The sequence below is a fragment of the Shewanella maritima genome, assembly GCF_004295345.1.
Lineage (GTDB): Bacteria > Pseudomonadota > Gammaproteobacteria > Enterobacterales > Shewanellaceae > Shewanella > Shewanella maritima.
Genome location: NZ_CP036200.1, coordinates 3,570,573 through 3,596,934, shown reverse-complemented (window position 1 = coordinate 3,596,934; position 26,362 = coordinate 3,570,573). Strand labels below are relative to the sequence as shown.

At 46.1% G+C, this 26,362-nt stretch carries 22 protein-coding genes and 1 riboswitch; of the genes, 9 read left to right on the top strand and 13 right to left on the bottom strand.

Translation table 11 applies throughout. From position 1 onward, the window contains the following. Positions 1-32: 32 nt before the first annotated feature. Genes erpA through EXU30_RS20310 form a run of 3 tightly spaced genes read right to left on the bottom strand, consistent with a single transcriptional unit; the run spans position 33 to position 1,091 of the window. On the bottom strand, positions 33-383 hold the full coding sequence (gene erpA / locus EXU30_RS15245; protein ID WP_055024237.1) for an iron-sulfur cluster insertion protein ErpA: 351 nt from the start codon (positions 381-383) through the stop codon (positions 33-35). Positions 384-402: 19 nt separating this feature from the next. Beyond that, complete coding sequence (locus tag EXU30_RS15240; protein ID WP_130601435.1) at positions 403-915, bottom strand: DUF6776 family protein; 513 nt, start codon at positions 913-915, stop codon at positions 403-405. A gap of 20 nt (positions 916-935) precedes the next feature. Beyond that, complete coding sequence (locus EXU30_RS20310; RefSeq protein WP_165398933.1) at positions 936-1,091, bottom strand: hypothetical protein; 156 nt, start codon at positions 1,089-1,091, stop codon at positions 936-938. A gap of 167 nt (positions 1,092-1,258) precedes the next feature. On the opposite strand from EXU30_RS20310, the gene EXU30_RS15230 reads away from it, so the two are divergent. The 4 genes from EXU30_RS15230 to hemL all read left to right on the top strand — a co-directional run bounded on the left by EXU30_RS15230 (position 1,259) and on the right by hemL (position 7,069). Continuing rightward, positions 1,259-2,983, top strand: coding sequence for a chloride channel protein (locus EXU30_RS15230; RefSeq protein WP_130601431.1), 1,725 nt, complete (start codon positions 1,259-1,261; stop codon positions 2,981-2,983). 111 nt (positions 2,984-3,094) lie between these two features. Beyond that, complete coding sequence (locus EXU30_RS15225; protein WP_242620239.1) at positions 3,095-4,282, top strand: glucosaminidase domain-containing protein; 1,188 nt, start codon at positions 3,095-3,097, stop codon at positions 4,280-4,282. Positions 4,283-4,736: 454 nt separating this feature from the next. Further along, positions 4,737-5,756, top strand: coding sequence for an aspartate carbamoyltransferase (locus EXU30_RS15215; RefSeq protein WP_130601429.1), 1,020 nt, complete (start codon positions 4,737-4,739; stop codon positions 5,754-5,756). Between the two features lie 26 nt (positions 5,757-5,782). Further along, entirely contained in the window at positions 5,783-7,069 is a 1,287-nt protein-coding gene (gene hemL, locus EXU30_RS15210) for a glutamate-1-semialdehyde 2,1-aminomutase (protein WP_130601427.1), read from the top strand. A gap of 393 nt (positions 7,070-7,462) precedes the next feature. On the opposite strand, the gene EXU30_RS15205 is transcribed toward hemL, so the two are convergent. Both EXU30_RS15205 and EXU30_RS15200 read right to left on the bottom strand, forming a co-directional pair. Beyond that, the gene (locus tag EXU30_RS15205; protein ID WP_130601425.1) at positions 7,463-7,717 is read right to left on the bottom strand and encodes a hypothetical protein; all 255 of its coding nucleotides are present in this window, start codon (positions 7,715-7,717) and stop codon (positions 7,463-7,465) included. A gap of 60 nt (positions 7,718-7,777) precedes the next feature. After that, positions 7,778-9,679 (bottom strand): alkyl/aryl-sulfatase, encoded by a 1,902-nt coding sequence (locus EXU30_RS15200; protein ID WP_130601423.1) that lies wholly within the window; start codon positions 9,677-9,679, stop codon positions 7,778-7,780. Between the two features lie 121 nt (positions 9,680-9,800). Between EXU30_RS15200 and EXU30_RS15195 the strand changes: the two genes are divergently transcribed. Beyond that, the gene (locus EXU30_RS15195) at positions 9,801-10,700 is read left to right on the top strand and encodes a LysR family transcriptional regulator (RefSeq protein WP_130601421.1); all 900 of its coding nucleotides are present in this window, start codon (positions 9,801-9,803) and stop codon (positions 10,698-10,700) included. Positions 10,701-11,045: 345 nt separating this feature from the next. Further along, a complete protein-coding gene (locus EXU30_RS15190) occupies positions 11,046-12,356 on the top strand; it encodes a MipA/OmpV family protein (protein ID WP_242620238.1) in 1,311 nt (436 codons plus the stop codon). 42 nt (positions 12,357-12,398) lie between these two features. Here the strand turns inward: EXU30_RS15190 and cobO are convergent, their stop codons facing one another. From cobO to EXU30_RS15150, 8 genes are all read right to left on the bottom strand, one after another. Continuing rightward, positions 12,399-13,034 carry a cob(I)yrinic acid a,c-diamide adenosyltransferase gene (gene cobO / locus EXU30_RS15185; protein ID WP_130601417.1) on the bottom strand — a complete coding sequence of 212 codons (636 nt, stop codon included), beginning with the start codon at positions 13,032-13,034 and terminating at the stop codon, positions 12,399-12,401. Beyond that, positions 13,031-14,569 (bottom strand): cobyric acid synthase, encoded by a 1,539-nt coding sequence (locus EXU30_RS15180; protein ID WP_130603532.1) that lies wholly within the window; start codon positions 14,567-14,569, stop codon positions 13,031-13,033. The genes cobO and EXU30_RS15180 overlap by 4 nt, the downstream gene beginning before the upstream one ends. A 150-nt stretch (positions 14,570-14,719) precedes the next feature. Continuing rightward, a complete protein-coding gene (gene cobU, locus EXU30_RS15175; protein WP_130601415.1) occupies positions 14,720-15,352 on the bottom strand; it encodes a bifunctional adenosylcobinamide kinase/adenosylcobinamide-phosphate guanylyltransferase in 633 nt (210 codons plus the stop codon). Beyond that, positions 15,349-16,137, bottom strand: coding sequence for an adenosylcobinamide-GDP ribazoletransferase (locus EXU30_RS15170; protein WP_130601413.1), 789 nt, complete (start codon positions 16,135-16,137; stop codon positions 15,349-15,351). The genes cobU and EXU30_RS15170 overlap by 4 nt, the downstream gene beginning before the upstream one ends. Before the next feature lie 71 nt (positions 16,138-16,208). Next, complete coding sequence (gene cobT / locus EXU30_RS15165; protein ID WP_130601411.1) at positions 16,209-17,258, bottom strand: nicotinate-nucleotide--dimethylbenzimidazole phosphoribosyltransferase; 1,050 nt, start codon at positions 17,256-17,258, stop codon at positions 16,209-16,211. A 51-nt stretch (positions 17,259-17,309) separates the two neighbouring features. Then, positions 17,310-18,419, bottom strand: a complete 1,110-nt coding sequence (locus EXU30_RS15160) for a FecCD family ABC transporter permease (protein ID WP_130601409.1) — start codon at positions 18,417-18,419, stop codon at positions 17,310-17,312. After that, complete coding sequence (locus tag EXU30_RS15155; RefSeq protein WP_130601407.1) at positions 18,413-19,270, bottom strand: ABC transporter ATP-binding protein; 858 nt, start codon at positions 19,268-19,270, stop codon at positions 18,413-18,415. Before EXU30_RS15155 ends, EXU30_RS15160 begins: the two co-directional genes overlap by 7 nt. A 72-nt stretch (positions 19,271-19,342) precedes the next feature. Then, positions 19,343-19,508: riboswitch (cobalamin riboswitch) on the bottom strand. 260 nt (positions 19,509-19,768) lie between these two features. Beyond that, positions 19,769-20,470: a histidine phosphatase family protein gene (locus EXU30_RS15150; protein ID WP_130601405.1), complete on the bottom strand. Its 702-nt coding sequence runs from the start codon at positions 20,468-20,470 to the stop codon at positions 19,769-19,771. A gap of 225 nt (positions 20,471-20,695) precedes the next feature. On the opposite strand from EXU30_RS15150, the gene metH reads away from it, so the two are divergent. From metH to EXU30_RS15135, 3 genes are all read left to right on the top strand, one after another. Continuing rightward, complete coding sequence (gene metH, locus EXU30_RS15145) at positions 20,696-24,412, top strand: methionine synthase (RefSeq protein ID WP_130601403.1); 3,717 nt, start codon at positions 20,696-20,698, stop codon at positions 24,410-24,412. A gap of 230 nt (positions 24,413-24,642) precedes the next feature. Next, entirely contained in the window at positions 24,643-25,671 is a 1,029-nt protein-coding gene (locus tag EXU30_RS15140) for a YHYH protein (protein ID WP_165399031.1), read from the top strand. Then, positions 25,671-26,264: a hypothetical protein gene (locus EXU30_RS15135; protein ID WP_130601401.1), complete on the top strand. Its 594-nt coding sequence runs from the start codon at positions 25,671-25,673 to the stop codon at positions 26,262-26,264. Before EXU30_RS15140 ends, EXU30_RS15135 begins: the two co-directional genes overlap by 1 nt. Positions 26,265-26,362: the final 98 nt, after the last annotated feature.

Genomic DNA, 26,362 nt, shown 5'->3' with positions numbered 1-26,362 from the left:
TATGCGCATCTATCAGTTAGTGACAATTCTCATTAAACCGAGAAGCTAGCACCACAACCACAAGTGGTGGTCGCATTTGGGTTTTTCACGAAGAAACGTGAACCTTCAAGGCCAGATGTGTAATCCACCTCACCACCCACTAGGTACTGCAGGCTCATTGGATCGACAACTAGCTGTACGCCTTGCTTCTCAATGGTGAAATCACCCTCATTTACCTTTTCATCAAAAGTAAAGCCATACTGAAAACCTGAGCAACCACCGCCTGTCACATACACACGTAATTTTAGCTCTGGGTTTTGCTCTTCTTCCAGCAAGCCCTTCACCTTAGTTGCCGCAGCATCGGTAAATTGAATTGGCATTGCTGCATCAGTTTGTTCAGTCATTACTACCTCATACTTCTGTTTACTGCTCGGGATTATCCTTTACCTGACTATTTTGTTCAAGTATTACCCGCTGTTCTTTTTCACCTTGCAGTAGCTCAGGCACATGGAAAGTTGCAAAGGTTTCGCCACCTTTCACGCCACGCCTAGCTTTTACTTTTACTCTGACTTCAATACGCTGCAAGTTAAAGTCCTCAGGCACATTAAACTCGCTGTCAGCTACCTGAAAATATTTAAAGTCAAATTCGAACTTGTTATCAACAAGCTCGCCTAAATCAATTTGTTTGGCTTCACCCTGCTCAATACCAACAAGGGTAATAAACGCTTGGGCCTTAGACTGCTGCTTGCGCTTTTGCAGCTGAGTCAAAATCAAGCGCAACTTAAACTGATCAGGCAACATGCCATGAGACAGCTCTAGCGCATGAATACCAATGCCGTCTACGCTGTCATCTGGCACCATTAAGCTACGATAAAACTTAAGCTCTGTTTCTAACGCTTGCTGCTTCTGAACCTGCTCATTGAACATCTGCCGCATTGAAGTATTCGCTTGCTGCGCTACCCCAATGTCAATTTGATGTTGGCCAACTCACGATTAAGGCTTTTTATTTGGCGCTCAAGTTCAAGCTTTTGCTGGTCTTCTTGATGCTCCTGCACCTCTTCCCAGTCGAGAGCGATATTGTAAACGCTGCCCCAAGTAAAAATGCTACACACATCAAACTCAGCAAATAAAAGCTAGATGAGCGACTTTTACGTTCAAATACTTGCAGTCGATCTAACCAGCGGTGATAATTTAGCATTAAGTAACAAGCCTTTAATTCAAAATTGATTCGGTTTTGAGTACGTTTATTTAATTCGCCAACTTGGTTTAAAGCAAACTTGTGCAATCGAAACTAAATAAAGCCGCTATTATTCACGCCAAGCGGGCGACACGCAAATATCTGCGTAATGAATTTCGCGACAAGTTGTCGCAGGCCAAAATCAGTGTGCAATTGTGTGCGCTGGCGCTTATCTTTGCCTTGATTGCCTCAGGGGTGATTATCCTATTTCGTTTGCTGCTTAACTGGGCGAGCGACTTCACCATATCAGAAGCCAGCAACTTTAACGAAACCATTACCGACTGGCGCAGTTATCTGCCCATTGTCGGCTCAGGCATTATCTGGCTATTGTACAAAATTGGCTCTAAGCGCCACCGCCGTATGGGTATCGCCTATGTACTACACCGCATGAAGCTGCATTACGGAAAACTGCCACTGCAATCTGCACCTGGACAGTTTTTTCAGGCACTTGCTGCGCTCATCACCAACTTCTCTGTCGGGAGAGAAGGCCCAGCCATTCACTTAGGTGCTGTCAGCGCCAGTGTATTGGCTGAGAAATTCCAGCTACCCGATAATAGCGTACGCATTATGAGCGCAAGTGGCATCGCCGCAGGTATTGCTGCTACCTTTAACGCGCCGTTAGCGGCGGTGATTTTTGTTTTTGAAGTCATTATCCGTGAATATAAAATCCACTACTTCTTCCCGATTATGCTGTCGGCGATTTGTGGCGCATTATCCAGTCAATTAGTGTTCGGCAATATTCACGAGTACGATCTCATTAATGTGATTCACATTCCGTTGGATCACTACCCTATTTTATTACTCGGTGGCGGCGTACTTGGCGTAGCGGCTGCGACCTTTAATTACTCATTGCTCAAAGTCACTGAAAGCAGCCAAAGCTACCCATTACACCAAAGGCTGCTGGCCGCAGGTGTTATCACCACGCTTATCGGATTAGTGCTACCACAAGCACTCGGCTCTGGTGATTTAGCCATCCATGAAGCGGTGAGCGAAAGCCCAAGCATCTTATTCTTGTTGTTACTACTCACTGGCAAAATCATCGCAACCATTGCTGCAATCGGCTTAGGTGTACCCGGCGGCTTAATTGGCCCGCTTTATGGCATTGGTGCGCTGGTTGGCGCTATTCTCGCACTAGTTAGTATGTTGATGTTCCCTGGTATCGAGCCTTTTGTTGGGCTTTACACCATTGTCGGCATGACAGTTATGATGGGTGTATGTTTAAGCGCGCCATTGGCGGCATTAGTTGCGCTGCTTGAGCTGACCAATGATGCCTCGATTATTTTGCCAGCAATGTTCGTGACCATTCCAGCATACTTGCTTGCTTATCAGGGCTTAGGGGCAAAATCGGTGTTCTTAAAACAGCTTGATATTATGGGGCTTGGCTATAAGGTGCCGCCAATGAACCAAGGGCTGCAAAAGAAAGGCGTTCGCACTCTAATGGACAGCCGCTTTGTGATTGTAAAAGATGACTCAGAGCTATTATTAGAGGTACTAAAACGCGCCGAGGGTCGCCCTGTGTTGGTGAGAAATGACAATGATGAAATTGAAATGCTGCAACTGGAAATGCAATCATTTGAAGACTCTACCACGCTTTCACGTCACACCATTGAAGGGCTAAGCGATAACCGCACCCTTGACGATGTTTATCAAGTACTGTCGAAAAAACGCAGCGGCGAAGTGTTCATCTACCGTGGAAACCCGCACAACGTCGTTGGCGTGATCAGCTGGAATATGCTTTATCAAGAGATCCGCTCAGGGCAGCTATAGTACTCGTAAATGCAGCCAAGCGAGCTATGCTTACAAAATTGAATAACATCATTTACTACGATTTCTCAGTGTCGAATGGCTGTACAGCTGTCGCAAGCGCAAGGAATAAATATGACCAGGTTGATCTCGACAATGAACAGGGAAGCTAGCTTGTTGTGCGGTTTATTTATCACTTTATTTATTATGGCCAGCATTGGGTTAGTTGGTTGCAAAGATAATAGCGATTTACCGCAAGCTGGGAGTCTCGATGCCGCAAATGTTGAAGGCGCTAACGCTAAAACCGCTAGCCAGAGCAATACTGCGCCAAATGACGGGGCAGATAACAGCGAAGCTGATGAGCAGAAAAAGTCAGAGCAACATGCAGCAAATGCCAATAATTCGACCGCAATCGTGGAAGAGGTCGAGCTACCACATCTTGAGAATCGCAATAATACAGGGCTACAAAAAAGCTTTCGCTATGTATCTAACAATCGCCCATCAAAGCCAGCTAAAGATGTAGAAATTGACTCTCTTGATGATCTAATGGCGCTGTTCTCGTCACTTAATTATGATTATGAAGCTTGGCAACGAGGGCATCGCGCAGTGCCAAGACTGACCTTCAATCACGTTAGCAAGCATTGGCAACAAAGCTCACATAACCTGCCGGTTAATGTAAAAAAAGAAGTGTTCTTTCGCTTAATGGCACCGTTAATTTTAAGGGCCAATGAAGAAGTGTTACTCACGCGCAAATTCATTCAAGATGCTAGAGCGGATGACTCCAACCTCATTATTCTTGCCAATCGTTATCGAGTAACTAAAGACAATCAGCAACCATTGACTGACGAACAGCGTACACAGCTTCTTGTTAATGTGGATATTGTGCCGCCGTCGTTAGTCCTTGCCCAGGGCGCTGAAGAGAGTGGCTGGGGTACTTCACGCTTCACTCTTGAAGGCAACGCCTTTTTTGGCCAGTGGGATTTTAGTGGCAATGGCATGGTACCGAAGCAGCAACGCAAAGAGCTAGGTAACTATGGTATCGCTCGTTTTGACAGCCCATTAGATTCAGTCAAAGGCTACCTATTTAACCTCAACACTAACCCAGCTTATCAAGCCATGCGCCAATATCGCGCCGAGCTTCGTGCGCAAGACAAGCCAATAACAGGGCTTGAACTTGCCACCACGCTCGACAAATACTCAGAGCGCGGTCAAGCGTACATTGATAGCATTCAAGGGATGATCCGCTATAACCACCTTGAGTTAGTTGATGAAACCTATTTAAGTGACGATGCGCCGCTGCATTTAATTCCACAGGGTGACTAGGGCCGGTTGACCTTTCAAGATTATTTTTGCAGCTGCTTGTTGGAATTTTATACAAGGCAACGACTTTGATGTGTGGTGTTCCACATGATAAGTCGTTAACGCAGTAGAAATGACAACAAGCGCTGCCTGAAAGGTTCGTTTAAAAGCACTTTACTCTTTGTTGCGAGCGAATTTGTGTAGATGACTAGACGTCATCGCTCACGCCGCGATTAAAGTGCTTTTAATTCGAACAAATTCTAATCAGCAAAGATCAACAGGCCCTAGCTGCTATCAAGCCTTGTTAAAATCACTGTGGATCAGCATCTGCCACACTATCTGGCGCTATGTCTAAGTTCAGCTTATGCGTGTAGCCTAGCTCATTAGAGTTTGCTACAATTGCGCCTCAGCCACCCTACACAACAATAGGTATTATCACAGCCCAGTGATACTGCCCCCAAACTTGGAATATAGGCTGATGACTCAGTTTGAAGGTTCACACATCCTCTCGGTAAACCAGTTAGATCTGGACGCAATTAACACCATCTTTAACGTTGCCCACAAAATGACTCCTTACGCGCTACGTGAAAAACGTACCAAGGTGTTAGACGGTGCAATTTTAGGTAACTTATTCTTTGAGCCAAGCACGCGAACTCGCGTCAGCTTTGGCTGTGCATTCAACCTACTTGGCGGCGCCGTGCGCGAAACCGTTGGTATGGGAGCTTCTTCACTGTCAAAAGGTGAGTCGCTGTATGACACTGCGCGCGTGTTATCGACCTACTCAGATGTCATCGCTATGCGTCATCCAGATGCATACTCGGTTGAAGAGTTCTCAAAAGGGAGCCGCGTGCCAGTAATTAACGGCGGTGACGGTTCAAACGAGCATCCAACTCAAGCCTTGCTTGACCTATTTACCATTCAAAAAGAGCTAGCACATGCTGGCCGCGACATTAGCGGCATGCACATTGCGTTAGTAGGTGACCTCAAATATGGCCGAACTGTGCATTCTTTGTCACGATTGTTATGCATGTATAAAGATATCCAGTTCACATTGATATCACCGAGTGAATTAGCAATGCCTGATTATGTGATCGCTGACATTGAAAAAGCCGGCCATAAAATCACAATAACAGAACAGTTAGAAGGCAACTTAAACCAAGCCGACATTCTGTATCTAACTCGAATTCAAGAAGAGCGTTTCCCATCACAAGAGGAAGCGAACAAATATCGTGGTAAGTTCCGCTTAAATCACGCCATTTACACGCAACACTGTAAATCGAACACTGTGATCATGCACCCGCTCCCACGCGACTCGCGCGAGGCAGCGAATGAACTCGATAATGATTTAAACAGCCATCCTAGTCTGGCAATTTTCAGACAGGCAGATAATGGCTTACTTATTCGTATGGCACTTTTTGCATTAACTCTTGGAGTTGAAAATCAACTCGAAAAGTATGAGTGTCCAGTAAATTGGTATTCACGCAAAGCCGATAGATAATCGGTTGTATAAGGTAAGGAACACAAATGACTCGTTCTGCAGATTTGTTCGAACAAGCTAAACAAACCATTCCAGGCGGCGTTAACTCGCCAGTACGTGCATTCAACGGTGTTGGTGGTAACCCACTATTCATCGAAAAAGCTGACGGTGCATACATTTACGATGCAGACGGCAAAAAGTATGTTGACTATGTTGGCTCTTGGGGACCAATGATCTTAGGTCATAACCACCCTAAAATTCGCCAAGCAGTACTAGATGCAGTTGAGAACGGTCTATCTTTTGGTGCACCAACAGAGCTTGAAGTACAAATGGCTGAAAAAGTCATTGAAATGGTGCCATCAATGGAACAAGTTCGCATGGTAAGCTCAGGTACTGAAGCTACCATGAGTGCGATTCGTTTAGCACGTGGTTTCACTAGCCGTGACAAAATCCTAAAGTTTGAAGGCTGTTACCACGGCCACGCTGACTGCTTGCTTGTTAAAGCTGGTTCTGGCGCGCTAACTTTAGGTCAGCCAAGCTCGCCTGGTATCCCTGAAGACTTTGCTAAACACACCCTAACAGCAACTTACAATGATTTAGATTCAGTACGTGCATTGTTCGAGCAACACCCAGAAGATATCTCTTGTATCATTCTTGAGCCAGTTGCGGGCAACATGAACTGCATTCCACCAGTTGAGGGCTTCCTTGAAGGTCTACGCGCGATGTGTGATGAGTTCGGCGCACTGCTAATCATTGATGAAGTAATGACGGGCTTCCGCGTTTCAAAAAGCGGCGCGCAAGGTCACTACGGTATCAAGCCAGACCTTACAACCTTAGGTAAAGTTATCGGCGGCGGTATGCCAGTAGGTGCTTTCGGTGGTCGTAAAGATGTAATGCAGTTTATCGCGCCTACAGGCCCTGTATACCAAGCGGGTACGCTTTCAGGTAACCCAATTGCAATGACTGCGGGTCTTGCGCAAATGGAAGCCCTAAGCGAACCTGGCCTATACGAAGAGCTAGCAGCAAAAACTAAACGTATTGCTGAAGGTTTCAAAGCGGCGGCAGACAAGCACGGTATTCCACTAAGCATCAACTATGTTGGCGGCATGTTCGGTTTCTTCTTCACTGAAGACACTGCGCCGATGACTACATTTGATCAAGTAACCAAGTGCAACATGGAGCACTTCCGTCACTTCTACCACGCTATGCTAGATGAGGGTGTTTACCTAGCACCATCTGCTTATGAAGCAGGCTTCTTATCTATGGCGCACGGTGAAGAAGAGCTTGAGTACACGCTAGCAGCAGCTGAACGTGTATTTGCAGCGATGAAGTAAATCCTAACTGAGGATTTATTGCTTAGAGGATTTAACGCTTAGAAGTTTTAAAGCTGTAAGACTTTAAAGCTTAAAGATTTCAAAGCTAACAGCAAAAGGCTAATCGAGAGATTAGCCTTTTTTGTTGGTTGGTAATTTTTTGGTAAGGGCGAAACGAAGGACTTAGCCAATCTGATACTGCGTTTGCTGATTTCTTGCTACAGGACGCCGTTAAATCGTCCCTGATGGCTTCACCATTGCATCCAAACAGCAAAGTTCTGAATCAATAACACCAACTGGTAGTTCACTGTCACCCTATACTTGAACAGTGTCGGTGAATATTTCGATTGATATTTTAAATTGGGCGTAGAAACCTATTATCTGATAGTCAAAGTTGATAAGCCACTACACTCACTAAAAGCTTCTAACGTTGTGACAGACCTTTTTACCTTCTTGCTTATGGCAGACCTTGATCAGTTTCAGGCTCGCTTTCGTTTTCATTATCGACTCGAGGTCATAACCTGCTGGTTGCACCGACTTGCCTTTCTCCAACGAAGCTAAAAAATCATCGGCGCTAGTCACTTTGGGCAGTGTGAAAACGACATCTCCATCGCAAGCAAATACAGACTGAGAAGCAAGAAAAAGTGCTAGATACATTACTTTTTTCATATTTGAGCCTTAACTAGTGGCACTCTCTAATCTTTAGACAGTGCCACTATTTCAACGATCTTAGCGTACGGTTAGAGCAGGATTCTCTACAGGTTTATCAAGCAAATTAAAGAAGATTGGGACAAGGTTAGCCTCTCCCTCTACTTTTAACTGACCACTAGAGGCTGCTTGGTTAAGATCTAGATTCCTAGTCAGCAAACCGAGAAATGCCATCTTAGACATGCGAATAGTGGTTTGTGCTTGCCCTTCAAAATCTTCATGGAACTGAGCTACTCCACGTCTAACTTCCAACGCGTGTGTTTCGTCAGTATCGGTAAACGCAAACGCAATAGTAAAGTGCTTGTCTATACTGCGTTCAGCATTCAATGAGTACTTCAAACCATCAACCAATTGGTTAGTCGTAAACTCTTTCAAGAGATCAGGCGCTTGCAAGTTGATTTTTTTACTGTAATCAATAGTCCCATCCAGCTCTTGCGCCGACGTCAGATACCAGTTTCTCCAGTTATTGTTGGTCTCTTGATATGCCAATGCACGCAACGCTCTTGCTTTAAGTAGACGAGGTTCCATATCTTCAAGGTCAAGTCTCACAACATGAGTAGATAGTTCCGCACACCATTGCCAATCTTGATTGTCACAAGCATCAATCGCAAACTTCATCATCTTAGCTTTGCCGCCAACCATATCAACATAGCGCTTTGATGCTTCCACCGAGTGAAGTGGGTTGAGGGTCGTTGGGTCACCATCAAACCAACCTAGTTCGCCAACAAAAATTTGCTTAGTTGCGTGACGAATAGAACCGTAAAAATCACCAAGCCATGGATGGTTTTCAAGGTGTGGTGGTAGGGTAATATCTCGAATGAGATCCTCTTGAGTTGCACCACTATTGATGGCTTTGATGGACTGATCATAAGTAAACTGGATCGCATCCCGATAGGCGGTCAATGTATCATCAACATGGGCTTTTCCGACTACTGGGCGACCATGAGAAACTAAAAGAACATCCGCGTTAAACTCGCGAAGCACATCAATGCCTGGATACCAAACACTCGGATTACGATATTTAGTGCCGCGGATTGTGTGTAGATTCGGGAAGCTCTCACCTTGTATTACTTCTGCGCCCCATAATAATTCTTGCTCAGGGAAGTAAACGATGATTTCATCGGACGCTTCAGAGGGAACGTGAACAATCTGCATATCCACACCTGCTATTGTTGTTCTCAGCTCGCCTCTATACCCAGTAACTAATTCATTTGGCACAATTAGACTGTGTTCCCGAATCTCAAAGTCTGGACCTAAGCCACCATTGATTCTTCCGCCCTCTTCTACGTTAAGCAGCGTACCCAATGAGTAATCCACACGGAACCCAAGCGCAGGTCCAGTGCCACCCATAGAACCTTTAACTACGTTATCCATAAACGATTCATGTGCAATAATCTTGGCATTCTCAGCGCCTGCAATACCACGAACACCGGCATAGTGATCTGGGTGCCAATGCGAGTATAAAATCGCACTCACCGGCTTTTTGTTTCCCGTAACGCGACGAAAATCAGTCATTACATCACGCATTTTGTCGACAGACTCAACAGGGTCAAGAACAATCAGGCCATCTGTACCATCAATGATAGTTGGCGATGTCAAACCATAGCCATATACAGTATGGAAAGTGTTTTTGTAGCTAAATATGCCCCTATCCATTTTTTGAGAGTGGGCTGTTAGTGTTGGATTTACCTTAGCTGAAGGCTTGCTATACGCATCGTTACCACCTGTCGGTGTCCATGTCATATCACCTCGATTCTCACCATGCCAATAGTGTGTCGCCGTCGAGTCTTCACCAAGATAGTGCTTATGAGAAAGCACCGGAATCATTGGCTCATTTATCTCTAAAGGTTCAGCATTCGCTAACGCCAGTGCATTTGCACCAAATAAAGCAGTAACAATACTCGTCGCTATGATTGTTCTCATTCTGTTTTCCTATTAATCAACTCAATACGGATGAAGTATTTCAAAATTTAATCAAAATGAGCGAATATCATTTATAATCAGAGCTTATAATCATTGGAAAATAAGCTTTATATATAAGAGAATGAAGCATACAGACCTAAGTTTAATCCCAATATTTGTCGCCGTAATGGAAGAGCGAAACCTATCCAAGGCAGCCCAGCGCCTAGGTATTAGTCAACCTGCAGTGAGCCAGTCTCTAAAAAAGCTCAAGGTACTTTATGACGATCAACTCTTTACCCGTTCCGGCAATGGTGTGACACCCACTACGTTAGCAATAGACATCTATCCCGCCTTGGCACAATCCCTTGATACCGTCACCACCACGTTTCCAAATAGCCGTAATTTCAATGCGAAAAGTGTTGATAAAACTTTTTCGATAGCAGCGATTAGTGTGGCAAGTTATAACGTCCTACCTGAGCTGTCGCATCTTTTGCAGCGTGACGCCCCCAATGTAAAAATGGAGGTACATCCACTTTATGGTGCAGATCTAGAGTCCGAGCTGCGTTTTCAAAAGTTTGACATTATTTTGAGTGCGTACCCTGAGAACTATAAACACCTAAGAAACGCTGTAATACTCAGTGAAAATCTCGTCGTTCTCGCTGCTAAAGAGCATCCTCGAATACATGACTCGATAAGTGCTGAGCAGTTCATTACAGAAAAGCACGTTGTTCATGCTCAATGGGATTCACGTACAAGCTACTTGGAACCGATGGGAGTGGAACTGTTAAATCAACGAGAGACTTACTGGCGCGCCGCTAGTATTTTAGAGATGTTTCCTATCGTACAAGGCTCTGACGCGATAGCTGTTGTCCCTAAATCCTTAGCTAAAAAGTATGCCAACGTATTTGATTGCCGTATCGTAGAAGCCCCTTTCCAACCAGACTCAGTATCAATGTCGATGCTTTGGCACCCATCACGCACCAATGAACCAGCACATAAGTGGTTTAGAGCCATGTTGTTAAGAGCGGGGGAGCGGCTATAAGACAACAAATTAAGAAGAGCTTGACCACGCTAGCAGCAGCTGAGCGTGTTATTGCTTAGAAATTTTAAAGCTCAAAAGAAAAAGTGAGTTCAACAAGCATGGTTTGGTATTTAGGGATGCTCAATAATCATAGGCAGCAATGTTTTAGCGCTTGATTGCAACTGCTAGCTCAGCAACCTTTCCATTAATCATTCATTTTCAGACTAATTCGCCAATAATCCGCTATCCTGATAACATTCCTTTATCATTATTCGTGTTAAAGCCTTTCGTACCAAATACAGTGCCACTATGATTCGAAATATGTCTTACCAGCTCATCAAATTGATTAGCTTATTAATACTCCCAATGAGCTTGGCATACGCCAATCCCTCTCAACGCGACAATGACGAAACCACTCAAACGCAACCACAAATATCCGATGGTCTGCGGTATGACACCTGGGGCATAGCTATCGGTGTACGCCGAGGAGATATCCCATACGCTGTTGAAGATGATGAAGTATACGATGTGTTGCCACTACTCAAGTATCAAGGCGCATATGGCTTCATTGACGGTATGGAAGCCGGGCTACATCTTTGGAAAAATGATACTCACCAAGTGAACGCGTATACCCGATTTCGATTTGTAGACATCCCCAAAGAGCTACAAAATGAATCTCAGGCACAGGCCTTTGATTTTGGTCTGCAATACAAGTTTAACGATGGCCCATGGGAAGCAGATGTCGCACTGCTTTCTGACTCCAACAAACGTGGTTACATGTATACACGTGCTAAATACCATTGGCATAATGGTGATTGGGATCTGATCCCTTATGCAGAGCTCCAATGGAAAACCGATAAATTTAATCAACACTATTATGGTGTCGGTACATATGATGCCGAAGGAGGGTTACAATTCAACGCCGGCATCACCGCCCGCTACCATGTGTCACGTAACCTCTACTTATTAGGCAAGTTTGGCGTCGGCCGACTTGAAGACGCTGTCGCAGAATTGCCGACAATTGATAGCCAATATCAGTATGAAAGCTTCCTAGGATTTGGTTTCTTCCCCGAACCAGGCAAACAACGTTTTGACCACAGAAACCCAAGTGCAACGAAAGATAATGATCAATTCTTACGTATTGCTCATGGGTGGGCCACCCCTTCAAACCTTAGTGATATTTTATCGGGCAACGCCGAAAAAGACCCTTACAATAACCAAATGACATCCTTGTTTTACGGCACAAGGTTGACTGATACCTTGTTTACTTTGCCTATAGAGTTGTATTTCACTCCTGGTGCGGTTTGGCATTATGACTCTGAAGTGCAAAACGATATTGTCGAGGCCGTTGTCGCCATCAAGGCATTCTATACCTTCAAGTTTGGCCCTCGCTGGCGTTTAGGGGTAGCGGAAGGCCTATCTTATGTTAGCGATCTTACTTATATTGAAGGCTCAGAAATCGCAGAAAAAGGCTACAAGCCATCTAAACTGCTCAACTATCTAGATTTCTCATTTGAGGTCAATATTGGCGATATTATTAACAGTCAATCAATGCAAAATTTGTGGCTCGGGTATAGTATTCACCACCGCTCTGGCATATTTGAATCCAGCTCAGCGTTTGGTCGAATTAAAGGGGGCAGTAACTACCAAACTGTAACCCTGCAATGGCATTTTTAGCCCAGTCACTTTTGGGCGGTTATGCCGTTCTGCACAACTAAACTAATAGTCAAAACCAAGCTGAGCTTTTACACCCGCATTAAAAGCGTGTTTGGTTGGCTGAACTTCGCTGACGGTATCTGCAAGTTCAATAATGTCTCGGTGACAAGCGCGACCTGTGATGATCACGTGTTGCATGGCTGGGCGTTTATTGAGTGCGTCAATAACCCGTTGTAAATCTAAATATTTATAAGTCACCATGTAGGTTAGCTCGTCCAGCAATACTAGGTTAATTGACTCATCTTGCAGCAGCTTTTCAGCTGCTTGCCAAGCTTCAAGTGTTGCGGCAGTGTCCTTTTCTCTGTCTTGCGTTTCCCAGGTAAAGCCGGTGCCCATAACATGAAAATCAACGCCGTTTTTCTCAAGTAAGTTGCGCTCGCCGCATTCCCAACCGCCTTTAATAAATTGCACGACAGCCGCTTTTTGCCCGTGCCCTACCGCACGAGTAACTGTGCCAAATCCGGCAGTCGATTTACCTTTACCATTGCCGGTGATTACCATTAACACGCCTTTTTCAATTTGCGCGGCTTCAATTTTGGCATCAACTTGTTGTTTTACTTTTTGTTGCCTTTGCTTGTGACGCTCGTTCTTGTCGACCTTGGCATTCTCATTAGCGCTGTTATCTAGTTCGGTACTCATCTGATTATCCTTATCAATTTTTCAATGTCTAAATGCAGCTCAAGCACATCGGCTAGGCGCTCTAATTGCTGCTCGCGTATCTGATTAATATCAATGGGTTGTGCCTGCTCTAGCCCTGCCCAGCTAAGTAGCTGCTGACAAGCCTGCTTTGAGTCGAATAGGCCGTGTACATAGGTGGCAAAGATTTGCTTATCTTGGCTTTCAAAACCATCTTGATAATGATTACCTCGTAAGTCACTAATGGCTACTGGTTGTTTATCTATTAGTGGTTCGGCTGCTGATTGTGCGGTGCTGTGCGCGAAAAGTTGCGACTGGCCGCAGTGGATTTCATAACCTGTAATTTCTGTAGTTTGTCCGTTAAGAGTTAACTTGCCAGTGACTTGCTTGAGAGCTTTATCTTGCTGCAATACCGTGTGCATTGGGATTAAGCCTAAGCCCTGTGACTCCCCCGGTTTATCTTCAATACCATGTGGGTCGTTAATGCTTTGCCCAAGCATTTGATAGCCGCCACAAATACCAATAACCTTGCCGCCGTAGCGAAGGTGTCTTAGCAGTAATTCATCCCAGCCCTGCTGCTTTAGGAAAGCTAAATCGGCGCGTACACTCTTACTGCCGGGCAAGATAACTAAATCAGCCTGCTCGAATGCGGCTTTGGCATCATCATTAATGCTAACGTAGTTAAAGTTAACTTGTGGGTGCAGCCTTAGCGGGTCAAAGTCAGTGTGATTACTAATGCGTGGCAGCACTAATACCAGTACATTCAGTGCTTGCTTAGTGGTTACTGCGCCGCCTGAAACAAGCGCATCTTCAGCGTCTAAATGCAGATCATGCAAATAAGGCAGTACTCCAAGTACTGGCTTTTGGGTGTGCTGTTCTAGCCAATCAATGCCAGGTTGCAGCAAGCTAATATCACCGCGAAAACGGTTTATTACAAAGCCTTTTACTCTGGCTTGCTCAGACTCACTCAGCAGCGCTAGGGTGCCAACAAGGTGAGCGAACACACCGCCTTTATCAATGTCTGCGATGATAATCACTGGGCAATCAGCTTGTTCAGCAAAGCCCATATTGGCAATATCGCCTTCACGCAGGTTAATCTCAGCAGGGCTGCCAGCTCCTTCAATAAACACTAATTGGTATTGCTGTTTAAGCCTGTTGTATGACTCAAGTACGGCTTTTAATGCTAGCGATTTATAGTGTTTACTTTCTGGCCCAAAAAACGCTTTTGCTTCGAGCGTTGATAACGCCTTGCCGTGAATAATCACCTGCGCGCCAGTATCTGAGCTTGGTTTTAGTAGCACAGGGTTAAAGTCGGTATGCAGCGGCTGTTTGGCAGCTATGGCTTGCAGTGCTTGGGCGCGGCCTATCTCGCCACCATCTGCGGTAACTGCGCTATTGAGCGCCATATTCTGTGGCTTAAATGGCGCAACGCGAGCATCACAGTTCACACCTTGGTGGGAAAGCATGCGAGTAAACAAACGGCAAAGGCCGGCAACTAACGTGCTTTTACCTGCATCTGAGGTGGTGCCTTGCACCATTAATGCGCCAGTAACCTGCTCGGTTTGCAATAACTCTTTGTTGGAACTTTTATTTAAATCTTTAGACAAGGGCTGTCGTTACTCTTTTGATTGGCTTGCTGGGTTATCTTTTATGGGTTTGGGTTGCTTTAAACGCAGCCGCTTTGTCGATTATTTATCGCCTTTTAAACTCAGTGGCAAACCTGCAACCACCAGTGTTACTTGGTCAGCGATTTGAGCAATAGCCTGATTCAGCCAGCCTGCTTCATCAACAAACTCGCGCGACAACTCACCCATCGGCACTATGCCTGAGCCAACTTCGTTACTAACAATGACCAAATTTGATTTCATTTTTGGCAATACCGCTAATAACTGCTGCTTTTGTTGCTGCCAGTTCTGGCTGAGATTGACCTTATCTAACTGGGCGCGAACAATAGCGTTGGGCTGAGCATCACGCAGCGCAACCGCTTCGTCGCTGCTGTCACCTTGTTTTAGCAAATGCTGGGTTAAATAAAGGGTTAGGCAATCAACAAAGATGGTTTGATTAGGTTTATCAATCAGTTTGAGGGTTTCAGCTAGATACAGTGGCTCTTCTAATAACTGCCACTCAATCTTTAGCTCGGGATGGGTCACGTGGGCGCGGTCTTGCTGATGACGCTCAATGCGTTGGTGCATTTCATCATCAAACGCCTGTGCGGTTGCCAAATAAACGCAAGACTGACCAAGGTTGGCAAACTTTGCTACCGCTGACTCACCAAAGTGACTTTTGCCACTGCGGGCACCGCCTAGAATAAGTTGGATCATGAATTAAACCCCACTGCCAATAAAATCATATAACAGACAATTTCAGCGACTTGCTGACTTGCCCCTAAGGTATCGCCCGTGTAGCCACCAATTTGACGATTAAAACCAAAGCATAGCAACTGCCTAAGAATATAAAGACCCACTAATAAACTAAACCCTGCCACTGACGGTAAACAAAACAACACAGCTAATCCCGTCAGCAATAGAATCATTAAGTCATTAATGTGCTGCTCGTTAGCCAGCGGCTTCACTTTACTGACATCAATATCTTGCACATAGTTTTCGGTAAATATCATGCTCGACGCCAGCACACGGCTAAGCGTATGCGCAACAACTAATGCGCTACAAGCCACCCATGGGCTGTATAGTGCCAGCTCAATCAACAACTGCCATTTAAGCGCCAGTGTCAGCACTAGCGCTAACGCGCCATAGGTACCAAGGCGCGAGTCTTTCATAATGTTGAGCTTGTCTTCTAGTGTCCAACCGCCACCAAAACCGTCGGCGGTGTCGGCTAAACCATCTTCATGAAAACCGCCAGTGATCAGCACACTGGCGATCATCGACAGCATTACCGCAACGCCGATAGGTAACACTAGCTGAGCCAGATAAAACACCAGTGCAGAGAGTGCGCCCACCAGCAAACCAACCATGCCAAAGTAACGACTGGCGCGATTCAAATTATCATCGCCATAATCGACCCACTTAGGCACAGGGATGCGAGTGAAAAAGCTAAGCGCAACTAACAACAGATTTAGCTGACTTGCACTCACGCTCGGCTTTTCCATCTATAACACTTCCCTTTTAAGTCATAAACTGATCAAATTAATTGAGGCTTAAAGTGACCGCGAAAAAACGACTAAACCACATCTTCAACACCAGCTGCGGCAAAGCTTGCCATGTCGTTATAAAAGTTAATTGCAGCTTGAACCAGTGGCAGCGCTAACGCCGCACCCGTGCCCTCACCTAAACGCATATCTAAATCTAGCAGTGGCTCAGCTTTTAAGTGCTCAAGCATGATTCTGTGTCCTTGCTCATTAGATTTATGAGCAAAGATTAAGTAATCGCGCGCATCTGGGTGCAGTTTAACCGCAGCAATCGCTGCCGCTGTGGCAATAAAGCCATCGATAATCACCATCATTTTACGGTCTGCAGCCGCCATAATAGCGCCAGTCATTTGCACAATTTCAAAACCGCCTAAGTGCGCCAAAATGTGGATAGGAGATACAAGCTTACTGCGGTGCAGTTTCAGCGCCTCGTTAATTAGGGCAGATTTACGCTCAAAGGTTTTATCATCAATACCTGTGCCGCGACCAACACAGCGGCTTACATCTAGCTCCAATAACGCTGCCATCATTGCCGTTGCCGCAGAGGTGTTACCTATGCCCATTTCACCTAACGCAATGAGGTTTGAGCCAGATAAATGATGACGCTCAACCACTTCTTCTGCGTAACCAAAGCCGTGACGAACTTGATCAATACTCATCGCAGGCGCTTGGTGAATGGCGTTGGTACCTTCACCTAATCTATGCTGAGTGACACCGCGATAGTTATCCAATGGTTTCGCGATACCGCAATCAATCACTTCAAGGTTAAAGCCCATTTGCTTGCTAAACACGTTAATCGCTGCGCCGCCAGCAACAAAGTTTTGCACCATTTGTCTGGTGACATCAATCGGCGCAATCGACACGCCAAACTTGGCAATGCCATGGTCGCCAGCAAATACCAACATGCCGGGTTGGGTGATTTCCAACTTTTTACATTCAGAATCTTTGCTGAGCTGCACTCTAGCAATTTGCGCAGCTAGCGGCTCTAATTTACCCAAAGCGCCTAACGGCTTGGTTTTTTGATTAATGGTGAGAGCGATTTGCTCATCAAACTTGCGACTAACCGGATCTACTGCAAACATCTTGACTCCGAAGTACAAAATCTAATAACGCCGGGCACTGAACTCAGTGAGTTAACGACGGCGACGTAAAATTAATAAGAAAAATACACTACCAATGGCTGAGGTAATAATCCCCACCGGCAGTTCCTGATTCGCTAGGATGCATCTAGCGACCACATCAACCCAAACTAAAAATAATCCGCCAAACAAGGCAGTAAGTAATAATGGCGACCGCCCAGGTAGGCACAAGCGTATAGTATGCGGGATCATCAAGCCAACAAATCCGATGCCTCCGCAGCTTGCCACCAGCACCGCAGTGATTAGAGAACAAAGTAACAACATGCTTAAACGCAAACGCGCCACATTAACACCCAGCGTGTGCGCAGACTCATCGCCCGCCTGCAGCGCCATAATTTGTCGTTTAAATGCTAAAATCACCAGCAAGCCGCCAACCACCACCAGCGTGGGCAATAGCAAGCCGCTCCAACTGGCTTTGGCAAAACTGCCTAAGGTCCAAAACAGTACCGACGCTGCCGCTTGCGGGTCTGAAAAATACAACACTAGTGTGGTAAGTGCGCTAAACATGAATGAGGTGGCAACGCCCGACAACAACATGCGCTCAATTTGCGCATGTAATCCACTGCCGGATAAAGCCAGCACCAGCAGCACCGACAAGCTAGCGCCTATAAATGCACCGATTGGCAAGCTTAACTGCGCAAGCGGGTTATCTTGCCATTGGGCGAGCAATGAATAGTCAAACCACTGCCCAAATAAGCTAAATACCACCACAGCGCCAAATGATGCGCCAGCACTTATGCCAAATAAATAAGGGTCGGCCAGTGGGTTGCGAGTCACGGTTTGCAGCACACTGCCCGCAATGGCAAGGCCAGCGCCTGCCACAAACGCCAGAATAACCCGAGGAAAACGAAGCTCAAAAACGATGCGCTCAACTAATGGGGATACAGACTCACTACCTGAACCTGCAGCGCCCGAAAAAGTAGCGCCGAAAACTTTAGCGCCTAAGCCAGTTACAATATCGCTAAAGCCAATATTGGCTGCGCCAAAGCTGGCTGCCAGTATCGGGGTAATCATCAGCATGATGCCAGTTAACACACAAGCGAGATAGTAGCGCTGCGTCTGTTTATCTACCTGCGCTATTGGTTTAGTTAACCGCCCTAGCATTGCGCAGACTCCTTTGACCCAAACTCCGAGTCCAGTTGAGAATATTTGCTATAGCTAGGAGTATTAAGCTCGCTTGAACCTTGGTAACCATAGAAATAAGTAATCAATGGGCTTTGGTTTTGTGGATGCTCACCTACCTGGCAGCACACACCAAATACATCACCAATGCGAGATTCGGTCAGTACCGTTTTAGGCTCTCCATGGGCAACCACTTTGCCTTGATGCAACATAACTAACTCATCACACAAGGCGCTTGCGAGGTTTAAGTCATGAATTGAGGCAATCACGGTAATGCCTAGACTTTTTACCAGCTCAAGAATTTGAATTTGATAGCGCACATCTAAGTGGTTAGTCGGTTCATCTAGCACCAAAATTTGTGGCTGCTGCACTATGGCGCGGGCAATGAGCACTCGTTGTTTCTCACCACCTGAAAGCGCATTGAACATCTGCAAGGCTTTATCGCGCAGCCCTACCTGCTCAATCGCATCACTCACTTGCTGTTTATCTTCTTTGGTAAGCCTTGCCATTAACCCTTTGTGCGGAGTCAGCCCCATCGTCACTAGCTGAGTAACAGTTAACTCCACATGGGCTGGGGTATCTTGTTGCACCACAGCAACATTGAGGGCTAATGACTGCGACGAGTATTCCTCAATCGGTTTGCCTAACAAGGTAATGTCACCGCTATCTGGGGTGATGTAGCGGTATAAGCAGCGCAGCAAGCTAGATTTACCCGCACCATTCGGGCCGATAACGCCGAGCATCTTGCCTTTATCAAGACACAAACTCACATCATCAAGAATAAGCTGTTTACCCACCGTCCAACTCACGGCGGATACAGAAATGGCTGTCATAAACTACTCCGCTGAGTAACCCGCTCAGCATCAATTAGGTAAACTGGATTTGATTTATCCTGCAGGACATCTGCAAGACATCGGCATAGGTATCTGACTTAGGCGGCTTGTTTCACTAACTTCACTCACTTCAAAGGTGAAGTTAAACAATAACCACCATCACAGTTGCGGGTACAGTTCGGGATTGCCCGATTCCCTGATGCCAAATCAAAATGAATTTAAATATGGGTTAACCGTCAAGGCAAGAGCATGACTGCTCTAACCATCGGAGCACACGAACTTTGATAGCGCAAGACGCCGTAAAATCGTCCCCTATCTTTACATTATGGGCTCCACTTTAGCATCCCTGCTAAAGAGGCTTGCTACCTCAAAGCTCATATACTCCCAATACACATGAATAACAGGTGCGATAGACATTCACAATTGAGGTCAACCTTCATATAACGCTTTGATTATCGCTTAACTTAAGCGACTCTCCAATAGCCGTTACAAAATCCTTTATATTTCAGGCCAGTTCAAACAAAACTGACAGTTATCAATATCATCGCCCTCGACATACACATCCAAACTTAACAGCGCAGCATAAGGCAGTTTAAAGTGACTGAACATTGAGGCTGTTTGCCCCGTACTTAATACATGTGCCAGCAAGGCTTTTATCACCCCGCCGTGAGTCACTATTAGCGCGCTAGGCACAAATGCCTCTGTTTCCCCACTGTGATTAACATGAGTGTTGGAGCTCATATTGGCACTAATATTGGTATCAGGTTCAATCTGCGCCACCTGATTAATCACAGGCTCTAATGCTAGCAACACCCGCTGCTGAAAACTCAATAAAGACTCACCATTTTCTGGAGTATGTTGCTCATCCCATGGATCGCACCAGTAGGCTTGCATTTGTTCATCATAGTCTTGATAAAGCTGCTCGAAAGATTGCCCATCCCACACGCCAAAGTCGATTTCTTCTAGCCCTTCAACCAGCTGACATTCAAGGGATTTTTCCTTTGCGTACCCCTGACTCCAATTGGCGCAGCGCTGCAGCGATGAGCTAAACACTCTATCAACGCTTGGCTCAATGCGTGATGCTGCGCGGCTCATTTGTGCTTGTCCAGCATCAGATAACGCGACATCAACCTTACCACGCAGAATTTGTCCGCCCTCACATTCACCGTGGCGCAATAACCACAACTTAATAATTTTCATAAAACCGCCTTGCTCTATTCTAAGCAACTCGCTTATTATGGACGTCTATACGTATAAAAGTCTAAAACTCCGAACTGCTAGACTCAACTAGTTTAGTTATTTAAATCATTAAATACCCATAAATAGTTAGTTAACTAGCGACATTGTGGTAATAAATAATACTCAGCACAATGCTACACGCGGATGATAAACGACAGTAAAAGCTTACTTAGAGGTACCTTAGTAATGGATAAAGCGCGTTCCCATAGCCAAACCCTACAGCAAATAGAGCAATTGCTAGAGCAGCGCACGCTGTTTTTAGATGGCGCTATGGGTACCATGATCCAGGACTACAAGCTTGAAGAAGCTGACTTTAGAGGTGAGCGTTTTAAAGACTGGCACTGCGATGTCAAAGGCAACAATGACATGCTGGTGTTAACCCAGCCAAATATCATCAAGCAAATCCACCGCGAATATCTGCTCGCAGGTTGTGACATTCTTGAGACCAATACCTTCAATGCGACCACCATCGCCATGGCCGACTACGATATGCAAGCGCAGTCAGCCGAAATTAACTTTGAAGGTGCGCGCCTTGCCCGTGAAGCCGCAGATGAAGTAGAGGCCGAGACAGGTCGTCGCTGTTTTGTTGCCGGTGTGCTTGGCCCAACTAACCGTACTTGCTCTATCAGTCCAGATGTAAATGACCCAGGCTTTCGTAATATCCACTTTGATGACCTTGTCGCTGCCTACACTGAGTCTACTCAAGCGCTAATCGATGGCGGCGCTGACATCATTCTGGTTGAAACCATTTTCGATACCCTAAACGCAAAAGCGGCGCTATTTGCCATCGAGTCAGTATTTGACAATATTGGTGAGCGCTTGCCAGTGATGATTTCAGGCACGATTACCGATGCGTCAGGCCGCACTTTAACCGGGCAAACCACCGAGGGGTTTTACAACTCGTTAAGGCACATCAAGCCTTTATCTATCGGTCTTAACTGCGCCCTAGGCCCAAAAGAGCTGCGCCCTTACATCGAAGAACTTGCACGTATTTCTGAGTGCTACGTGTCCGCGCATCCTAATGCGGGTCTACCAAATGAGTTTGGTGGCTACGATGAAACGCCTGAAGAAATGGCTGAGGTGATTGGCGAGTGGGCTCAAGCTGGCATGCTTAATATTGTCGGCGGCTGCTGTGGTAGTACGCCTGCCCACATTAGCGCGATAAAACAAACCGTTGAGCAATTTAAGCCGCGCAAGCTGCCAGATATTCCGGTGGCCTGTCGTTTATCGGGTTTAGAGCCGCTGACCATTGATTCAGACTCACTATTCGTAAATGTGGGTGAGCGCGCCAACGTGACTGGCTCAGCTAAGTTTTTGCGCCTTATTAAAGAAGAAAAGTTTGAAGAAGCGCTGGATGTAGTGCGCGAGCAGGTTGAAAACGGCGCGCAGATCATCGACGTCAATATGGATGAGGGCATGCTTGATGGCGTCGCCAACATGCAAAAGTTCTTAAACCTTATCGCCTCTGAGCCAGATATCTCCCGCGTGCCGATTATGATCGACTCATCTAAGTGGGAAGTGATTGAAGCTGGCCTTAAGTGCGTTCAGGGCAAGTCCATTGTTAACTCCATCTCGATGAAAGAAGGCGAGCAAGCCTTTATCGAGCAAGCTACGCTGGTTAAACGCTATGGCGCAGCTGCCATTGTGATGGCATTTGATGAAGATGGTCAGGCAGATACCCGCGAGCGTAAAACCGAGATTTGTACTCGCGCCTATCACTTACTGGTAGATGTGGTTGGCTTCCCGCCTGAAGACATTATTTTCGACCCAAATATTTTCGCGATTGCCACAGGTATTGACGAGCACGACAACTATGCTGTCGATTTTATTGAAGCGATTAAAGACATAAAAGCCACCCTGCCCCACGCCATGATCTCAGGCGGCGTGTCGAATGTGTCATTCTCGTTCCGTGGTAATAACTTGGTGCGTGAAGCCATTCACGCGGTGTTCTTATACCATGCGATTAAAGTCGGCATGGACATGGGTATTGTTAACGCCGGTCAGTTAGCGATTTATGATGACATCGACCCAGAGTTAAAAGAGAAAGTTGAGAACGTGGTGCTTAACCTTCCATGCCCAGTTGAAGGCACCAGCAATACTGAAATTTTATTGGACGTAGCAGAGAAGTTCCGCGGCGACGGCAAACAAGCAGGTAAAAAAGAAGACCTAGCTTGGCGTGAGCTACCTGTTGCAGAGCGCTTATCTCACGCCCTGGTAAAAGGCATTACCGAGTACATTGACCAAGACACCGAAGAAGCGCGCCTACAAGCCTCAAGACCACTGGATGTCATTGAAGGGCCGTTGATGGACGGCATGAACGTGGTGGGTGACTTATTCGGCGCAGGTAAAATGTTCCTGCCGCAAGTGGTGAAATCAGCTAGGGTAATGAAAAAAGCGGTTGCCTACCTCAACCCATTTATTGAAGCCGAAAAAGTCGAAGGACAGTCCAACGGCAAGGTGTTGATGGTGACCGTAAAAGGCGATGTTCACGACATTGGCAAAAACATTGTTGGCGTCGTGCTGGCGTGTAACGGTTATGAGGTCATTGACCTTGGGGTAATGGTGCCGGTTGAAAAAATCATTGAAGTCGCCAAAACCGAGAACGTCGATATTATTGGTATGTCGGGGCTAATCACTCCAAGTCTTGATGAGATGGTACACAATGTAAAAACCTTTGAGCGTGAAGGCCTAACCTTACCCGCCATCATTGGCGGCGCTACCTGCTCGAAAATTCACACAGCAGTAAAAATTGCGCCGCACTATCCACATGGCGCTATCTACATTGCTGATGCTTCACGCGCCGTACCTATGGTCTCTAAACTAATCAATGACGACACCCGTCACACTACGATTGATGAGATATATAAAGAATACGACGTAATGCGAGAAAAGCGTCTGTCACAAACCAAGCGCAAAAACATTGTCTCTATAGAAGATGCGCGGGAAAACCGCTGCCAACACGATTGGGATAACTACACGCCGTTCACTCCAAAAGTGCTAGGCAAGCAAGTGTTTGATGACTACCCATTAGAAGATTTAGTTGACCGTATCGACTGGACACCATTTTTTAGAAGCTGGGAGCTACACGGCCGCTTCCCAGATATTCTTGAAGACGAGGTAGTCGGTGAAGAAGCGCGCAAGCTGTTTAAAGATGGTAAAGCCATGCTTGAAACCATTATCAAAGAAAAATGGCTGACCGCCAAAGGCGTCATTGGCTTGTTCCCTGCCAATACAGTTAACCATGACGATATTGAGCTATATACCGATGAAAGCCGCGAGCAAGTACTGATGACGACTCACCATCTACGGATGCAACTTGAGCGCGTAGGTAACGACAACTTCTGTTTAAGTGATTTTGTCGCACCAAAAACTAGTGGCGTTGCGGATTACATGGGTGGATTTGCAGTAACCGCGGGGCATGGCATTGATGAGCATATCGCACGTTTTGAAGCCGCTCACGATGACTACAACGCGATTATGCTCAAATGCTTAGCGGACCGCTTAGCTGAAGCCTTTGCTGAGCGTATGCATGAACGTGTACGTAAAGAGTTTTGGGGCTACGCGTCTGATGAGGCCTTAGACAATGAAGCGCTTATTCGCGAGAAGTATAAAGGCATTCGCCCAGCCCCAGGCTACCCTGCTTGCCCAGATCATACAGAAAAAGGCCTGCTATGGGATTTACTTAAGCCCGATGAGTGCATTGACCTGAATATCACAGAAAGTTACGCCATGTACCCAACGGCAGCAGTGTCTGGCTGGTACTTTGCTCATCCACAATCGCGCTATTTTGGTGTGACTAATGTCGGTAAAGATCAGGTAGAAGACTACGCTAAACGTAAAGGGATGACAGTTGCTGAAACCGAGAAATGGTTAGCACCTGTGTTGGATTATGATCCTGAGTAGTTTTTGATGTTAAAGACGCGGCTGAGTACAACCGAGACTCAACAGTAATTATCAGCCGCAACTCACATCTCGAAATAACAGTAAGCCCAAAAACACCTCCAATCACCCAGCGGTTAGCTTATTAAACTACTGGACAGACAAATCTGCACGATCTCTGCACATTTTCTACATCAACGATGCACATTTGCCTACTAGGCTACAATTAACAAACTGTTAACTGGAGCCTGGTTATGACATTTACCCGCTTGTTCAACCTTCAATGTACTCACCTTGCAATCATATCAATGGCTAGCCTAACGCTAGTCGGCTGCGGCGGTGGCTCTGATAATCAAGCTGCGAGCGAATCACCTGTCTCTGACGGCTCCGGGGACAACTCTGGAGAAGATTCGGGTGGCGACTCAGGCGATAATTCGGGAGACACAGGTAGTTCGGGGCTGACCGCTAATGTGCTTTGTGATTATGAAAATAGCAGCTACAACGAGTCGCCATCGGTAATGAATACCAGTAATGCCAAATGGACATGCGATAGCAACGCTAGGCTGCTAGATGCCAACGGCATACCTGATCATGCAACTGGCGAGTTTCCCAACTCTGGCAACCCAAACTACATCTATGAATATGATGTAACTGCTAGCTACAGCTTAGACCCGGTGCAAACCGATAATGCCACCACACTTGGTGGCCCACGAGGCGTGCTGGGTTACGTACTTAATGGTGTAAAAATCGATGCCAGTACAGCAGGTACCTGCGATGACTCGGGCAATAACTGTAGCTTAATTGGCAACGAGGGCAACTGGAATATCGAAGCTCTCGGCCAATCAAACTTTAATTTTGGTACCGATGACAATAACGCGCACGTACAACCTGACGGTCAATATCATTACCATGGCATGCCGGAAGGGTTTATCGAATTACAAGGAGGCGGCGAAGGTCGTATCACCTTAATTGCCTGGGCGGCTGATGGCTTTCCTATCTATGCGCGCTATGGCTATGACCAGGCTGAAAATGCTAGTTCAAGCATTCGCCCCATGCTGGGCAGTTATCAACTCGTTAGCTCTACAAGTAGCAATCGCCCCAGTGTTGATATCTACCCTTTAGGTACCTTTGCTCAGGACTGGCAATACGTCGCTGGCAGCGGCGATTTAGATGAATGCAATGGCCGCTTTGGTGTTACACCCGAGTTTCCGCAAGGCATCTATCATTATTATGCCACTGACACCTACCCTTACTTTCAACGTTGCATCAAAGGGGCGATATAATGTCACTAAAGACCTCTCCCCTTTGGCTCGTGTTAACGCTAGTAGCAGCGTTTGTTAGCGGCCAGAGTAACGCTCACATGATGGTGGCACAAAAAGGCACGCTGAACATAGTCGATAACCAAGTGTATATGGTGTTATCTCTGCCGGTGTCAGCCTTTAATGGAATTGATGATGACCAGGATGAACTGTTATCAAGTGCGGAGCTTGAGCGTCATCGCCAATTCATTAAGCAGCAAGTCTTATCGCGAGTGCAACTGTCTAGTGTGGCTATCGCAGCGGAAGGTGCGGCGGGAAGTACAGTAAAAAATGCCGCCGACAAAGATCTACTGCCACTTCGCGGCATCATGCTATCACTGGCTTCCCATGGTAAATCGCCCTCAAAACAGCTCATTGTGCTGGGTCAATTTACGCTTAAGAGTAATCAACTCGATAACCAAAATTATCGGCACGCCAGCCTTGAATTCGCTGTAGACACATTTGGCACCGAGGCAAATGAACAGCAAATTGAAATGACCGTGACGCAAGATAAAACCAATCGGCGAACATTGTTGTTTACACCAAAGCTTGCCAGTCAACAATTGCAGCCACACTGATAAATGCGAACTTTAATTCACATTAGTGTTTAATCAGGTTATGATGTCGACAATTTAACCAGTGCCTGTATTCGGCAGGTTCTTCGCTATGCCGTAAG

Bases quoted from the DNA above. Each gene is read 5' to 3' on its own strand.
- EXU30_RS15180 (WP_130603532.1), bottom strand. From the start codon at position 14,569: ATGGTGCAAGGCACCACCTCAGATGCAGGTAAAAGCACGTTAGTTGCC.
- EXU30_RS15215 (WP_130601429.1), top strand. From the start codon at position 4,737: ATGACTCAGTTTGAAGGTTCACACATCCTCTCGGTAAACCAGTTAGAT.
- EXU30_RS15155 (WP_130601407.1), bottom strand. From the start codon at position 19,270: ATGACAGCCATTTCTGTATCCGCCGTGAGTTGGACGGTGGGTAAACAG.
- metH (WP_130601403.1), top strand. From the start codon at position 20,696: ATGGATAAAGCGCGTTCCCATAGCCAAACCCTACAGCAAATAGAGCAA.
- EXU30_RS15190 (WP_242620238.1), top strand. From the start codon at position 11,046: ATGAGCTTGGCATACGCCAATCCCTCTCAACGCGACAATGACGAAACC.
- hemL (WP_130601427.1), top strand. From the start codon at position 5,783: ATGACTCGTTCTGCAGATTTGTTCGAACAAGCTAAACAAACCATTCCA.
- EXU30_RS15200 (WP_130601423.1), bottom strand. From the start codon at position 9,679: ATGAGAACAATCATAGCGACGAGTATTGTTACTGCTTTATTTGGTGCA.
- EXU30_RS15170 (WP_130601413.1), bottom strand. From the start codon at position 16,137: ATGGAAAAGCCGAGCGTGAGTGCAAGTCAGCTAAATCTGTTGTTAGTT.
- cobO (WP_130601417.1), bottom strand. From the start codon at position 13,034: ATGAGTACCGAACTAGATAACAGCGCTAATGAGAATGCCAAGGTCGAC.
- EXU30_RS15160 (WP_130601409.1), bottom strand. From the start codon at position 18,419: ATGCTAGGGCGGTTAACTAAACCAATAGCGCAGGTAGATAAACAGACG.
- EXU30_RS15240 (WP_130601435.1), bottom strand. From the start codon at position 915: ATGCGGCAGATGTTCAATGAGCAGGTTCAGAAGCAGCAAGCGTTAGAA.
- erpA (WP_055024237.1), bottom strand. From the start codon at position 383: ATGACTGAACAAACTGATGCAGCAATGCCAATTCAATTTACCGATGCT.
- EXU30_RS15195 (WP_130601421.1), top strand. From the start codon at position 9,801: ATGAAGCATACAGACCTAAGTTTAATCCCAATATTTGTCGCCGTAATG.
- EXU30_RS15135 (WP_130601401.1), top strand. From the start codon at position 25,671: ATGTCACTAAAGACCTCTCCCCTTTGGCTCGTGTTAACGCTAGTAGCA.
- EXU30_RS15150 (WP_130601405.1), bottom strand. From the start codon at position 20,470: ATGAAAATTATTAAGTTGTGGTTATTGCGCCACGGTGAATGTGAGGGC.
- cobT (WP_130601411.1), bottom strand. From the start codon at position 17,258: ATGTTTGCAGTAGATCCGGTTAGTCGCAAGTTTGATGAGCAAATCGCT.
- EXU30_RS15140 (WP_165399031.1), top strand. From the start codon at position 24,643: ATGACATTTACCCGCTTGTTCAACCTTCAATGTACTCACCTTGCAATC.
- EXU30_RS15225 (WP_242620239.1), top strand. From the start codon at position 3,095: ATGACCAGGTTGATCTCGACAATGAACAGGGAAGCTAGCTTGTTGTGC.
- EXU30_RS15205 (WP_130601425.1), bottom strand. From the start codon at position 7,717: ATGAAAAAAGTAATGTATCTAGCACTTTTTCTTGCTTCTCAGTCTGTA.
- cobU (WP_130601415.1), bottom strand. From the start codon at position 15,352: ATGATCCAACTTATTCTAGGCGGTGCCCGCAGTGGCAAAAGTCACTTT.